Here is a 13932-nt window from a genome sequence, read left to right on the forward strand (position 1 = left end):
CAGGGGTCTAGTCCGCCGCCATTCGCTTGCGCGCGCTCATGAAAGGTCCAGTCGGTTCGCGCGCCGGCGCGAACCGGTCGAAGCCCACGGGGCCAGGCATGTCGATATAAACCGCCTCCATCCCCTGCCGGCTGTAACTCTCATGCCAGAAGCCCGCGCCGCCGCTGTCGCGCAGGAACTCGCCCCACCAGCGCGAATGCGGCGCGCTGCGCGTAAAAGCCTCAAGACTTTCGAGGTCACGCCAATACTGGCGGATACCCACATGATTGAGGGCGAACAGGAACTGCTCGCTCGAGAGCAATCCGCCAGGCGGGTTCAGTTCGATTTGCCGCAAGCCTTTGCCGATGCCGAATAAGGTGGCGATGCCCCGCAGCCTGCGCACGCGAAAGCCGAGGATGATGACCACGAGATCCGGATAGGCGCTGAGGTCGACGGACCTACGGGTGACGGAGGCTTGCATGGTGGCTCCCGGCTGCTTACGCTGTAAGCATAGGCTCGAATGAATACAGCGTAAACAGCGATGAGTGATTCGATATTGTCCCTTCGTGACCGCCTGGTCGACTGCGCGCTGACCTTGCTCGAACAAGGCGAAAGCGACGTCAGCCTGCGGGCGGTTGCGCGGGCAGCCGGTGTTTCGGCGATGGCGCCGTACCGCCATTTCGAGGACAAGGCCGCGCTGATGGGCGCCGTCGCGCTCAAGGGCTTTGCCATGCTGGAGGCGGACGCCGCGCGCGCGGATCAGGCGGACGACGCGTGCGAAGCGCTCACCGCGCAGGGCCTGGCCTACGTTGGCTTCGCCCGCGCGCATCCTGCGCTGTTCCGGCTGATGTTCGCCGATGGCGCAGGACTCGCGCTGCCGCACGAGGACTGCCGGGGGGCTTACAGGCTGATGACGCGACGCGTGGCGGAACTGGCGCCGCATTGGGTCGAGGCGGGCGCGCTCGCCTGCTGGGGGCTGGTTCACGGACTGGCGACGCTGGCGCTCGACGTGCGCATTCCGGCACATCCCGCTGCTGAACAAGGGGCGATGGCCCTGATGACGTATGCGCTGAAGGTCGCGCCGCCCGGCCTCATCGGCGCCTGACGCGCCATCCACAGCACGCGCATTGCCTCTCGCGCGTACGATTGCCAGCAACGCGATGACGACGAGAGAGGAGCCATGGCGATTGAGGAATCCCCAAGCGGCGTGCAACAGTCCGGCCCCAAAGTCGCGCTCGCCCTGCAGGGCGGAGGCTCGCACGGCGCCTTCACGTGGGGCGTGCTCGATCGATTGCTCGAATCGACTTCGCAGGGAACGCCATTCAATATCGAGGCGATCAGCGGCGCGAGCGCGGGCGGAATCAACGCGGCGCTCTGCGCAGCGGGCCTCGCCAACGGCGGCGCAACGAAAGCCCGCGAGATGCTTCGCGCCTTTTGGGAAGCGGTGTCGCGCGCCGGGACGCTGGCCGGCAACGCACTCTTCGGCTTTTCCGAGCCTGGACCGTTCGGCGGCTGGAATATCGACTGGAGTCCCGGCGCCATTTTGACGGAGGTCGTGGGACTCGTCGCCTCGCCTTATGACAATCCCTTTTATCGCGATCCGCTCGGCCCGTTGATCCGCTCCACAGTTTCAGAAACGGATCTCGCTACGCTCAACACGAAGAGCGGCGCCCCGCAGCTTTTCATTTGCGCAACCAATGTACGAACCAACGAGCGCGCCATCTTCACGCAACCCGAAATTTCCGTCGAGGTGCTGCGCGCCTCCGCGTGCCTGCCGAGCGAATTCCGCACCGTGGAGGTCAACGGCGTGCCGTACTGGGATGGCGGCTATCTGGGCAATCCGCCCTTGGCGCCGCTGATCGCCCACGCACAGGACCTGATCCTGATCCTCGTGAATCCGTTCGTGCGCCACGACATGCCACCGAAAAACGCTCGCGGCATTCTGGAACGGCTCAACGAAATCGGTTTCAACGCTTCCGTCGTACTGGAGATCAACGCGATCGAAGCGGTCAACCGCGTGCTCGACTCGGTTGACGAGAAGGCAGCGAGCAAAAGCCGCTTCAAGACCGTCCGGTTTCACCTGATTCGCGACGACGACTTTCTCGCGAAGTTCGGCTTCGTCTCCAAGAGCAGTACGTCCTGGCCGTTGCTCAAAACGCTGTTCGAGCGCGGACGCGAAGTGGCGGACGTGTGGCTCAAAAAAGACTACGCAAATCTCGGGCAAGCGTCTTCGCTTAACGTAAAGGATTCGTTGCTCGATCCGACGCTCAAGCAAGGCAGCGGGCCGCACGCGCAATAACGCTTTCGGCGTGACGTTCAAACCGGGGTATCCGCCCGGGTGCGGACCATGAGCGGCCGTTCGCGTCACCACCGCCACTGTCGCTCGAACGACGGCTCCATAGCGTACAGTGAGTGATGCGTTCGCGCACAGTAGCCCAGGAATCGACCTGGACTTAGCCCTGGGGGAGCAGATCAATGCCGTTCGAATATATCGATGTCGAAACAGCAGTCCAACGAGATGGCTTACGCATGGTCGTGGTCGGTGGCGTGCCGAGCCCCTGGAGCGAAGCGGCCAAGGGCATCCTGCATATCAAGGGTATCGAGTGGGCTGCCGTGCGACTCGCCTACGACAGCGAGACACTAAAGCAGTGGACCGGGGAACTGAGCGCGCCCGTGCTCATGGTCGGGCAGGAGCGACCGCGCCGCGGTTGGGCAGATATTCTTCTGCTCGCGGAGCGGTTGGTCCCGTCACCTTCGTTGCTCCCGGATGACCCCGCCGAGCGTGCGCTGGCTTTCGGCCTTGCGCATGAACTGTGTGGTGAGAGCGGGTTGGGATGGTCTCGCCGCTTGCAGCTGATTCATGCGGGTTTGCAGAATAGCGGTGGATTCCCCGATCGGGTCGCGAAATATCTGGGCAAGAAATATGGGTACAGCCGGGAGACCGGTGCCGCTGCGGCCGAGCGCGTGAAGGCGCTGCTGGGGATGCTGAGCGCGCGTCTTAAGGCGCAGCGGGAGGCAGGCTCGCCGTATTACATTGGCCATACAGTGACAGCGGTCGATGTGTACAGTGCCAGCGTTGTCGGGCTCTTCCGCCCGCTACCGCATGACTTGTGTCCGATGGACGCGAGCGTGAGGACCGCTTTCGAAACGCAGGACCCAGAGACCGATGCGGCGTTGGATCCCATTTTGCTTGAACATCGCGATCTGATGTACGCGCGACATCTTGCGTTGCCGATATCGCTGTAGGTGAACGGAGCAAAGATAGGTGAACACAGAATTATCCAGACTTCCCGTCTACTTTTATGGCTACGACGACATAGAGACCTTTTGCCTGTCTAAAAGAGAGCAACTGGTTCAGGAGAACATAGGCTTGGTGCTAGGCATCTTGCGCGGCGGCGGCATACCGGCCTTGATGCTTTCCCAGATGCTTGGCATTCCCGTGGACTTCGTGCACTACGATCGCGAGAAAGCAAGGGCTGAAATCAAAAACGGGGATGTGTTTGCCCTTCTCGACGCCTGCATCAAGGAAGGCAAGAGAATCTTGCTCGTAGACGACGTTGCCGGCGTTGGATACACGCTCGCCAACTGCTACGGTTATTTGCTCTCTTTGATCAAGGACGAATCTTCGATCAGGGTGTTGACGTTGGTGCACCACGAAAATAGCAGAACGAAAGCAGACTACTGCAAAGATTGCTCTTCAGTCCATGCAATATTGCCTTGGGAGAGGTATGTCACAGGCCGTCAGTGTCTCGATGATTTCGCGAAGGCGCAAGAGGCGTTAAGAGATGACCAACGTTATAAAACAATATTGGCCATCGACGATTCTGTTAATCCATTGATACTGAAACATGAATGGATTGTGGATCATCAACTGGAATTCAATGGCGACTATCAATCTATTGTCGATACCATCCGAATCATTGGACCCGAAGAAATTTATTGCAACAACGAATCCGTCATAGATGCCATATTGATCGAATTCCCGTTTGCCATTGTATACAAAACAATTGGCGCCAAAAGATACAGAGTAAGTTCGCTTGATTGATATTTAGAACAGCAGGACCCGATCGCGATTCCATGCTCAGGCCTCCCTGTCACTAGCCTATCGTCGATAGAAAAGACCTTCAGCAAGCCAAGACCGTGGCCTAAGGCAAGCAAACGTCTCGCTCTCCAACTTCTAGCGCGTCATTGCCACAGTATCCCCTCGGGGTTTATGGATGATTGCAATCCGCCCCAGCGAAGCGCTCATTTTCTCGCTGCGAACGATTGCGATCTTCTCTGAATGATGCAAACGATGACGGCACGGGAAATGTGAGCTACCGAACATATGTCCGCGTGGCGCCGGCGCTAGTCTTTATTTCGTATTCCAAACAATAATCCCGGCCACATGTTTCCTGACCGGGTTGCTGAAGTCGAATCTGGCGCATTCGCACTGAGGTGTTCGTGTGATGGCTACCCCCACCATAGATCGAAGCCCTGAGTCGTGTTGCCTCGGCCTCGGCCTCGGCCTCGGCCTTTGCCGCTAACGCTTCACGTTGGATCAGTACCGGCGCCGCTTCGGTGCCCGCCGGCCGGTTTCGTGCGTCCTCTGACATCGGGAGGTACTCATGGCAATCGATTCGCATCCCGTGCTCGCGGTTCTGCGAGGCAGTCAGGCCAACGTGCGCGCCCTCGTCGTGACGTTCGCCCTGACCGGACTCGCAGCCTGCACGACTGGCGGGCCGTTTGGGCCATCGGCAAGCCTCGTCGCCGTGACAACCTCAGAGGGCGCACCGGGTGCCGCTGCGGCGGCATCATGCCCAGCCGCAGCGGCCGCTCCCGCGAGCGGCGCCGTGCAGACCTCCGGATCCAAAGGCGCGCAAATGCTGGCTTTGTCGCTTGCCCGCGTACGTCACGAGTACGGCATCCGACCGATCGCGTTCGACCGCAGCGCCTATGCAGCCAGCCTGGACGTCATTCTGCGCGAGGCGCTCGACCTGCGCGTCGCCAAGCAGGCGGCGGCGCAAGCGAATACACCAGCGACAAAGCAGGCGGCAAAGCACGCGAATGGTGAGGCAACCGGCGCAGGCGCGCCCGCAGCGACGAAGGACGATGTCGAAGCTGCACTGGTTGCGCTGCTTCCTGACTGGGCGGGGAACGCGAATCTCACACTGCCCGTGCTCGCTGCGAGCGCAAAGGCGACCGCCGCGCAAGTCGCTTCAGGGGTCACACCCACGGACCTGCCCGAGCCGGCGGCCACCGCGGTCACGGCTGGACTCGGGGCGCTAGGGCTTGCCATCGACAAGGCCGCCCCGCTCAACACGCTTGTCAGTGCGACCGTGCAGAGCGCGCCCTCGCCAGCCGACCATTCGGTCGCGACGTTCGACCGGAGCGATCACAAAAAGTTATTCTCGGATTTTCAGAGCCTCGAAGTCCTGCGCACCTTTCACTTCATGACGCTCATCAGCGCCGCCCGGCTCCACACGATGCTCGTTGCGCCTGCGCCCCTGCCGGATCCCGACGCCCTGGACGCCGAGGTCCGCATCTTCAATCTGTCCCGCTTCCTCTCGACCTATTTCGACGCGTACTTCAGGGGCGGCCATTTCCTGCAGGTGACCTCGGCTGGCAAGACCGTGATGGTGGCAGGCAGCACGGCATTCGTAACCCGCGCCGGCATGACGGTGCAGTTCGCAGGAATCGACTATGCGATCAAGACGGATTCCTCATCGATTTCGCTGCATCACACCTATCCCTCCGCTTTGCAGTTCGGGCCGCAGCTCGTGCGCGTGTTCGTGGAAGCGGTGTTCGACGCGAATGGCCTATCGCCCAAGGCAGTGAGCAATTCGACCGCTTGCGCTGAAAAGCTCTTCGATGCGACCGATTGCATCACCAGCGCAACTTCGAACGGCAAGCCAACCCAGGACGAGCAGGTTACGCAAGACATAGACAGCATGGCATCGGCAAGCGAGTCGCTCACCACCGCAGCGGCCGGGGCCATCATTCGCGGCCTCAACGCAGTCGCGCTGAACAACGAGACCGTGGCGCAGGTGCTCGAGACGTTCGCTGGCGTTACGGCACGCAAGATAACGGAGAAACTGGCCTACCTCGTCAGCATTGAAGCTGCAACGAAGACATGTCCCGCCAGAACGGTGACTGCCTCATTGATGGTGCAATAGCCAACTCGAGGCGGCTACGCTCGCCGCGGCAGTCTGGAAGCAGTACAGGCTCACGTCCTGTGCCACGTCGTCCAGAGAACAGGAGTGAATGATGCCGGGTCTCTTTTCGTTCGTTGCAAGAATCCTGTTGCGGCCAGCGTGCAGGCGCGCCAGGGTTGCCACGCCCCCGCCCGCACCTTCCTGGCAATTACCTTCGGACTTCTCCCGCCGGGAGCACGAGCAGGTCGAGCGTCATCGGCACGCGGTCGGCCTCTCCGCTTTGCCCGCCCCTACGGACGCCTGCGGCCTGGCGATCTCGGGTGGCGGCATTCGGAGCGCCGTATTTTCATTAGGTATCCTTCAAGCTTTGGCGGACGAGGACACGCTCAAGCATTTCGACTATCTCTCCACGGTTTCCGGGGGCAGCTACATCGGCGCATTCTACGGCAGTCTTTTCGTTCCAGACCAACTACGCGCAGGGAATCTGCAGCTCGATCAGTCGGCTTATATCGCCCAGGCAAAAAGCGCATCCGGCAGGCTATGCCCGAACGCGTTACCTGCCGCTCCCGATGCGGTCACGCCCATCGCCTATTTGCGCGACAACTGCAACTATCTCGTGCCGAACGGTTTGAAGGACTACCTTCAATACCTCGTGTTCTCGATGCGAAACTGGTTCGCCGTGCAGTACGTGATCGGCGTGTCGCTGCTGACCATCCTCCTTGCGCTCGCGCTGGCCGACTTCGGCGTGCATTACCTTGCCGAGCAGCTCCTCGGGCCGACGTCGCCCGCGATGGACGCCTGGTGGTTCTATGTGCTTTCGCCTTTCCCCTCGACGTGGTCGTCTCATCCGACGATGGCCATGCCGGATCTCGAGCAATTGCACGTCGCCTTTCCTCAACTATGCTGGTCTCCGCTGCTCGCGTCCGTGCCAGACGTCTGGTGTTCTCCGCTGATCGGGCGCGAGCCCTGGTGGGCGCCTCTGCAGTCGCTCGTACCCGAGGTCTGGTGGGGCCGCTCGTTGTTGCCCGCGGCAATTGCCGCCTTTATCGCCGCCTTTGTATTTTCTCCCCTCAGTCGCGCCTACTGGCTGACCCAGAACCTCGCACAGAAAACGGGCTTCCTCGGAAAGTGGTTGCCGTTCATCTCACTCTTCGTGGTCACCTCGCTGGCCGCCGGCACAGTGGCCGTCATGCGCGAAGGGCCGCTAACGCCCGTCGGCGCGCTGCTGCTCGGTCAACTGAAGCATCCGTCCGCCAAGCTCCTCGCCGCCTTGTTCGTGATCAGCACGGGTCTGCTCGGCACCCTCTTTCTCGTCGTTGCGTGGCTGTATGTCGGCAAGCGCGGCAGCGGCGCCGGAAAATCGTGGTTCCGCGGGTCGGTCCCCTCCTCTTCGCGGCGCTCGGATAGCCGCGCCTTCGTTGACCGCTTACGCAACGCGCTCACGAATGCGTTCACCACACCGCTTCGCCTCTGTGGACATCGTGTTGGAGCCGGGCCGATCCAGGTGGTGCTCTGGATGCTGCTTCTCGCACTCGTCGACGCACTCGGCGGACTGACATACGAAGCCACTCGCCATCTCTCCATGAACTTCGTGAGTGCACCGGGCTCAGGTCCATTGGGCATGCTGGCCGGCGTCGGCGCTGTGCTATGGAGTCTCGCGCGGTTCCTGCTTTCGAAGGGCGACAACATCGTAGGTGGCCTAAGTAAAATTCCGCGCCTGGTTCTCGCTTCGATCGCCGCTGTCTTCGCCGCGCTCGTCACGCTGGCGTTCTGGTCGGCCGTGGCTCACTCGATCTCGTTGTTCATATGGCGACAGTACGGGATCGCCCACGACTATGCCTGGTGCATGGCGATCCTGTTCTTCGCCTTTCTCGTGCTGGCGATCGTAGATGGCCTGTGCATCCAGTTCCTGAACCTCTCGACCTATCAACGGCTGTACAGCACTCGCCTTACCCGCGCCTTCCTGGGCGCGACCAATGCCACGCGGCTGGACACGCCCGCAATGCGTGACGTGACCAACCTCGTAGCCGGCGACAGCATCACGATGGGGGAATATTTCCACTCCAGCAGCCACGCGCCGGTTCATCTCATCAACGCGACGATCAACAAGACGATCGACTGGGACTCATCGCTGGTGCAGCGCGGCGCGCGCGGGCTCGCCTTCAGCATCGGGCCAGCGGGCATGACCGTCGGCGCGAGGCTCGGCGTACTCGAGTGCGAATGGGAAAGTGCAAACGATATTTCCACGCCGGCCTGTTACGTCCGCGCGAACGCACGCACGCGTGACATCTGGCTGGAATCGATGACACTGGGAGACTGGGTTGCGATTTCCGGCGCGGCTGTGAGTACCGGGCTCGGCCAGAATACGCACGTCGGCTACTCGCTGTTGCTTGGCGTGGCGAATATCCGTCTCGGCTATTGGTGGGACACCTATTCCAAGCCGTTCGAGCTGGGCGCGGGAAACTTCGAGCGCAAGCGCGTGCCGGTACCGGACGCCAACCTCCCTCACCGATATATTTCCGAAAAGCTCTTCGGCACGCAATTCTGCCTCATGGACGAGCTCATGGGCGAATTCGACGGACCCCGCGGCCGCCGCTGGTATCTCACCGACGGCGGGCATTTCGAAAACACCGGCGCCTACGAATTGCTGCGGCGTCAGCTGAAATTCATCGTGCTGATCGACAATGGCTGCGACCCGAAATACACGTTCGGCGATATCGCAAACCTGATTCGCCGCGCACGCGTCGATTTCGGCGCCGAAATTCGCGAGGCGGGCACGCGACTCCCGCTCCCATCGTGGTTGCGCCTGAAGCCGAACCGCATCGCCTTGTCGATCGGAGAATTCAGGAAGCAACGAAAGTTCCTCGCGCTCCAGTTCATCGTCACCTTCGCCAACGGGACCCATGGGCAGCTACTGGTCATCAAGCCTCGCGTCACGTCCGCCGCACCGCCCGACGTACGAGAGTATCGCAAGCAGAATCCGTCGTTTCCCAACGAAACCACCGCGAATCAGTTTTTCGACGACATTCAGTGGGAATCGCATCGTGAGTTGGGCTACTCGCAGATGCGTAACCTGCTGTAGCTGCGACGTGATCGGATCGTTTGTCCGTCCCTGGCTTTCAAAACACTAATGGGGACTATCGAATGTCTGCTAGACCACAAAGCGAACTCAACTCTCGTACTCCGCTGAGTATCACCGGCCTATGCTGAATACGGCCCAATGAGGCGACGAATCCCCAGCAGCGCCCCCGTGTATTTCCTGGCCGTCCACCCGGCCGACTGCAAACGCAACGCCTCCTCGAGTCCCTTCGGCTGAGCGGGTTTGCAAGCAAAGCGAGGAGCCCCCCATGAGTACGAACTCAAATACCACAGCGAATCCCGCACCTGTTCCTTCGCCTGCGCCACCGCCGGATCCTAAAAAGCTGCAAACGCGCTTGCTCAACGCCGTCAAAGCGATTCAGGCCAGCAGTACGGTCCCGCAAGGGCAAAAGAATATGGTTGGTCAGCTCCTGAATGAGGCGAACAGCCAGGCGACTGATCTTCTAAACGGCGACACCACTGCCTCGCCGGTGCATCATGTTCTAGCCAACGTCAAGAGTCTTTTGAACAACGCAACCGTGCTGACGACGCCGGATGACCATCAGCTCGTTGTGTCGTCGGTCACAGACGAAGGCGACCTTGTCGGCAATGAGAAATACGAGTCGCTGGACGTAGGCTGGGCGGAAGCCGCGGCGTGCTGGCTCGAACATATCCCGGCGCAGAAAAAGGCGCCTTTTTCCAACGCGCCTCAAACGATCACCATTTCAGACGACGTCTCGATCGCCATTGTGGGCGATTGGGGCACTGGCGTGAGTTACAGGACGGACGGGCAGCGAGCACCTGCCGGAAAGGTCGCCGATCAGATTCGAAACCTCAACCCAACCTATACGATTCATTTAGGCGACGTCTATTACGCCGGAACATTTGTTGAAGAGAACAACAATTTCCTCGCTGTCTGGCCGCCGGGATCGGCCGGAAGCTTCGCTTTAAATGCGAATCACGATATGTACTCCGGCGGCCAAAATTATTTCACGGATACATTGGGTAACGCCAGTTTCGACGCGCAAAAGGGGTGCAGCTACTTCGCCTTACAGAATAAAAACTGGCTCATTATCGGTCTCGATACCGCCTACTACGCCGACCAGATGCAGCTCTATCAGAACGGCAAGCTCGACTCGCAGCAGTGCGCATTTCTGCAGGCAACACTCGACAGCGCGCCGGGCAGCCGCATCATCCTGCTGACGCACCACAACGGCCTGACCACAGACGGGACGATGCAATGTGACTTTTGGCCGCAGCAAATTGCCCCCCTGCTTGGGGATCGCGAAGTGTGGTGGTACTGGGGGCACCAGCACGCGGGAGCGGTCTATACCGACCGCGGCAACGTGCACCCCAGATGCTGCGGGCACGGCGCGATTCCCGCGGGCGCCCCTCCCTTGCTCGCCTCGAGCACCGAAGCGATCTGGCATGAAAACCGCAAAGCGCCCGACCCCCTGTATCAGAACCGCGTGTACAACGGCTTCGTATTCCTGACTTTGTCCGGCGACTCGCCGTTAAACGAGGTGTTCATCGACGAAGACGGGACGCAGGCCTACCCACCGCCCCCCCAGTGATCGCGCAACCGTTGCCCCGCGAATGCGGGGCAACGATCACAACTCAATGCGAAGATGGAGGAACACATGCCCACGATCCCCTATGACCCGTCGCTCGACGCGCTCGACTCACCGGGACTCAGGCCAACGGTGTTCACTGACGATGGCAACTATGACATCAATGGGCTGTGTGCCGAATTCGCCCGGCTTGCGTACGTACGCTACGAGAATGGCGGCGCTGAACGCCAACGGCTCGAACAAGCGCTCGCCCTGGTGGGTTTTCAGGGTGCCGTTACCTTCGACTATGCCGCCGCCGACGCGCACGGATTCGGCGCCGTGAGGCACGCCGACGGCCTCGCCGTCCTCGCGTTCCGCGGAACGGACCCGCAATCGCTCAGCGATATCGCGGACGATGTGAAATTCAACTTGACGCCGTGGACGGAAAGCGCCGGCCAGGTTCACGCTGGATTTGCCGGCGCTGCCCGCGGCTTGCGCGAGGCGGTGAACAACTGGTTGAATGAGACTGGGGCGACCCGAACCCAACTCGTATTGACGGGCCATAGCCTCGGCGCGGCCATTGCGACGCTCTTTGCGAGCACATGCGCGCCAAACGCTCTCGTGACGATCGGGTCACCGCGCGTGGGCGACGCAACGTTCGTCGCGACGCTGAACGGAGTCAGCATCACGCGCTATGTGGACTGCTGCGATCTCATCACAGATTTGCCGCCCCCCACTATTAGCAGCTATGTTCACGCGGGCGAGTCGAACTACATCACGCGCGAAGGCGCGCTTGCACCGCATGCTGACGACGCGTTCGTGCAAGCCGATCGAATCGCCGCCCGCGAGGACTATCTGCTCAACTACGCGTGGCGCACCGGTGACGTCGTGGTGCGCGACCTCGCAGATCACGCCCCGATCAACTATGTGAGAAGTCTGGTGCCTTGAAACGACGCGCCGCCTTCATTCGGCCTGATCGCCGTACAACAGTTGCTGGGGGATATTTTTGACTGGCAGTCCTGACGGTTTTCCGGAACCGGCCGGATAGTCGATCTGCCACACGCGATCGAACACCGAGCCGGGCCAGGGGGTCTCGGGCGGCTGGCCGCCGAGGCTTTGCGTGAGCGCCGGGATATTGCCGTGATGCCAGCAAATCAGCAGAATCTTTCCGGCGTAGTGGTTGTCCGAAAGGATTTTGTTGGCCAGCGTGCCGTAGTCGCCGTCCGCGATGTCCGACTTGATGGTCAGTTGTAATGCTTGTGCTAGCGGCGTAATGGTTTCGACAGGGCGATTGCTGTGGTTCGACGCCTGCGTGGCAAACAGCGCGTCGGGTTTGCCGAATGTCGCGATGAAATAAGGTGCGAGCGCCGCGGCACGTTCATAGCCGCGCGTCGAAAGATTGATGCCATCCTGCGGACTGTCCGTTGCCGGATCACCGGGCTTTTCTCCATGCCTGATGATGAAAATGGTCTTGGGATAGCCGGCCCCACTGGCTGTGCTCATTTTCGGTCTCCCGCTTTATGTTCTTCCTGTCGATCGAGCGCATTCGCGCCAGCCGCGCCGATTGCCGTGCGGTCACGAAAGCATAGCCCACGCAAATGGGTTCAAGAAGGTTCGCAAATATAGCGGAAGCGCGATCTGAAGAACCGGTACATCGGCCACGCCATGTCCTGCACCGGCCCTTCTCCAGGCTAACGACTTTGCTCTTGCGCCTGGTTAGGCGCATCTCCCTCACGATGCACGGGTTGCGTTTCCTTCAGGCTCTTCGCGAGCCGCGATGCCTGCAGATAGCCGGGATTCGCTGGCCGCTTCAGGTAACGCCCGGCGCCGCGCCGCGCGCGCAGATCGCCGTTCGCCCACACAAGCTCGCCTTGCGAGACCGTGTGCGTGGGCACGCCGCGCACTGTCATGCCTTCGAAGACGTTGAAGTCGACGTTCTGGTGATGCGTCTTCATCGAGATCGTGCGCGTGGCCTGCGGATCCCACACGACGAGATCGGCGTCGGCACCGACAGCCACCGTGCCCTTGCGCGGGTACAGGTTGAAGATCTGCGCGGCGTTAGTGGACGTCACCCGCACGAATTCGTTCGGAGTAAGGCGGCCCGTGTTCACGCCCTGATCCCACAGCACCGCCATGCGATCTTCCACGCCGCCGCATCCGTTCGGAATCCTTGTGAAGTCATTGCGGCCCATCGCCTTCTGCGAAGCGCAGAACACACAGTGGTCGGTTGCTGTCGTATGCAGCAGGCCGCCTTGCAGCCCACGCCAGAGCGCGTCGCGATGTTCTTTCGTACGGAACGGCGGGCTCATGACATGGGCAGCGGCGCGCGTCCAGTCCGGGTCGCGATAGACGGACTCGTCGATCACCAGATGCCCGGCGAGCACTTCGCCGAACACGCGTTGCCCCTCGCTGCGTGCACGAGCGATGGCTTCGAGCGCGTCCTTCGCCGATACATGCACGATGTACACGGGTACGCCCAGCACCTGCGCAATGCGAATGGCGCGATTCGCCGCCTCGCCTTCGACTTCGGGCGGCCTTGAAAGCGGATGCGCCTCCGGCCCCGTGAAGCCGCGTGCAAGCAACTGCCGTTGCAACTGGAAGACGAGCTCGCCGTTTTCGGCATGCACGGTGGGCAACGCACCCAGTTCAAGCGAACGCGCAAAGCTGTTCACGAGAATCTCGTCGTCGGCCATGATGGCGTTCTTGTACGCCATGAAGTGCTTGAAGCTCGACACGCCGTGTTCGTTGACGAGCAGCCCCATGTCGCGATGCACACTGTCGTCCCACCACGTCACCGCCACGTGAAAACCATAGTCGGCGGCGGCCTTTTCTGCCCAGCCGCGCCATTCATGAAACGCGTCCATGAGCGGCTGCTTTGGGTTCGGAATCACGAAGTCGATGATCGACGTCGTGCCGCCCGCCAGGCCCGCCGCCGTGCCCGTATAGAAGTCGTCGCTAGCCGTCGTGCCCATGAACGGCAGCTCCATGTGCGTATGCGGGTCGATGCCGCCCGGCATCACGTACTGGCCGCCCGCGTCGACCACGGTCGCGCCCGCCGGCGCATCGAGGTTTTCCCCCACGGCCTGGATCACGCCGTTTTCGCAGAGCACGTCCGCGCGCCAGCTCTTGTCCGCATTGACGACGGTGCCGCCTCGAATCAGGATCGCCATGATGCCAAATCTCCTTCAGTT

The 13932-nt window shown here is 61.2% G+C and carries 11 protein-coding genes; 8 read left to right on the forward strand and 3 right to left on the reverse strand.

Going from position 1 to position 13932, the window contains the following annotated elements; genetic code table 11:
- Positions 1-7 precede the first annotated feature (7 nt).
- The gene (locus JMY28_RS29285) at positions 8-460 is read right to left on the reverse strand and encodes a monooxygenase family protein (RefSeq protein ID WP_201699407.1); all 453 of its coding nucleotides are present in this window, start codon (positions 458-460) and stop codon (positions 8-10) included.
- 75 nt (positions 461-535) lie between these two features.
- On the opposite strand from JMY28_RS29285, the gene JMY28_RS29290 reads away from it, so the two are divergent.
- The 8 genes from JMY28_RS29290 to JMY28_RS29325 all read left to right on the forward strand — a co-directional run bounded on the left by JMY28_RS29290 (position 536) and on the right by JMY28_RS29325 (position 11689).
- Positions 536-1084 carry a TetR/AcrR family transcriptional regulator gene (locus JMY28_RS29290; RefSeq protein WP_201699408.1) on the forward strand — a complete coding sequence of 183 codons (549 nt, stop codon included), beginning with the start codon at positions 536-538 and terminating at the stop codon, positions 1082-1084.
- Between the two features lie 75 nt (positions 1085-1159).
- A complete protein-coding gene (locus JMY28_RS29295) occupies positions 1160-2278 on the forward strand; it encodes a patatin-like phospholipase family protein (protein ID WP_201699409.1) in 1119 nt (372 codons plus the stop codon).
- A 176-nt stretch (positions 2279-2454) separates the two neighbouring features.
- A complete protein-coding gene (locus tag JMY28_RS29300) occupies positions 2455-3225 on the forward strand; it encodes a glutathione S-transferase family protein (protein ID WP_201699410.1) in 771 nt (256 codons plus the stop codon).
- A 19-nt stretch (positions 3226-3244) separates the two neighbouring features.
- Positions 3245-4024, forward strand: coding sequence for a phosphoribosyltransferase (locus JMY28_RS29305; RefSeq protein ID WP_201699411.1), 780 nt, complete (start codon positions 3245-3247; stop codon positions 4022-4024).
- A gap of 562 nt (positions 4025-4586) precedes the next feature.
- The gene (locus JMY28_RS29310; RefSeq protein ID WP_201699412.1) at positions 4587-6134 is read left to right on the forward strand and encodes a hypothetical protein; all 1548 of its coding nucleotides are present in this window, start codon (positions 4587-4589) and stop codon (positions 6132-6134) included.
- A 346-nt stretch (positions 6135-6480) separates the two neighbouring features.
- Positions 6481-9195, forward strand: a complete 2715-nt coding sequence (locus JMY28_RS29315) for a hypothetical protein (RefSeq protein WP_236597099.1) — start codon at positions 6481-6483, stop codon at positions 9193-9195.
- 265 nt (positions 9196-9460) lie between these two features.
- The gene (locus JMY28_RS29320; protein ID WP_201699414.1) at positions 9461-10765 is read left to right on the forward strand and encodes a metallophosphoesterase family protein; all 1305 of its coding nucleotides are present in this window, start codon (positions 9461-9463) and stop codon (positions 10763-10765) included.
- 66 nt (positions 10766-10831) lie between these two features.
- Positions 10832-11689: a lipase family protein gene (locus tag JMY28_RS29325; RefSeq protein WP_201699415.1), complete on the forward strand. Its 858-nt coding sequence runs from the start codon at positions 10832-10834 to the stop codon at positions 11687-11689.
- A 15-nt stretch (positions 11690-11704) separates the two neighbouring features.
- Here JMY28_RS29325 and JMY28_RS29330 read toward each other — a convergent pair whose 3' ends face one another.
- On the reverse strand, positions 11705-12244 hold the full coding sequence (locus tag JMY28_RS29330) for a histidine phosphatase family protein (RefSeq protein WP_201699416.1): 540 nt from the start codon (positions 12242-12244) through the stop codon (positions 11705-11707).
- A gap of 188 nt (positions 12245-12432) precedes the next feature.
- The gene (gene hydA / locus JMY28_RS29335) at positions 12433-13911 is read right to left on the reverse strand and encodes a dihydropyrimidinase (RefSeq protein ID WP_201699417.1); all 1479 of its coding nucleotides are present in this window, start codon (positions 13909-13911) and stop codon (positions 12433-12435) included.
- Positions 13912-13932: the final 21 nt, after the last annotated feature.

The organism is Paraburkholderia hiiakae (genome assembly GCF_904848665.1).
GTDB classification, from domain to species: Bacteria; Pseudomonadota; Gammaproteobacteria; order Burkholderiales; family Burkholderiaceae; genus Paraburkholderia; species Paraburkholderia hiiakae.

What these genes read in the sequence shown, in the direction of transcription:
- JMY28_RS29285 (WP_201699407.1), bottom strand. Translation starts at nt 460, where the DNA reads ATGCAAGCCTCCGTCACCCGTAGGTCCGTCGACCTCAGCGCCTATCCG.
- JMY28_RS29330 (WP_201699416.1), bottom strand. Translation starts at nt 12,244, where the DNA reads ATGAGCACAGCCAGTGGGGCCGGCTATCCCAAGACCATTTTCATCATC.
- JMY28_RS29325 (WP_201699415.1), top strand. Translation starts at nt 10,832, where the DNA reads ATGCCCACGATCCCCTATGACCCGTCGCTCGACGCGCTCGACTCACCG.
- JMY28_RS29300 (WP_201699410.1), top strand. Translation starts at nt 2,455, where the DNA reads ATGCCGTTCGAATATATCGATGTCGAAACAGCAGTCCAACGAGATGGC.
- hydA (WP_201699417.1), bottom strand. Translation starts at nt 13,911, where the DNA reads ATGGCGATCCTGATTCGAGGCGGCACCGTCGTCAATGCGGACAAGAGC.
- JMY28_RS29320 (WP_201699414.1), top strand. Translation starts at nt 9,461, where the DNA reads ATGAGTACGAACTCAAATACCACAGCGAATCCCGCACCTGTTCCTTCG.
- JMY28_RS29310 (WP_201699412.1), top strand. Translation starts at nt 4,587, where the DNA reads ATGGCAATCGATTCGCATCCCGTGCTCGCGGTTCTGCGAGGCAGTCAG.
- JMY28_RS29295 (WP_201699409.1), top strand. Translation starts at nt 1,160, where the DNA reads ATGGCGATTGAGGAATCCCCAAGCGGCGTGCAACAGTCCGGCCCCAAA.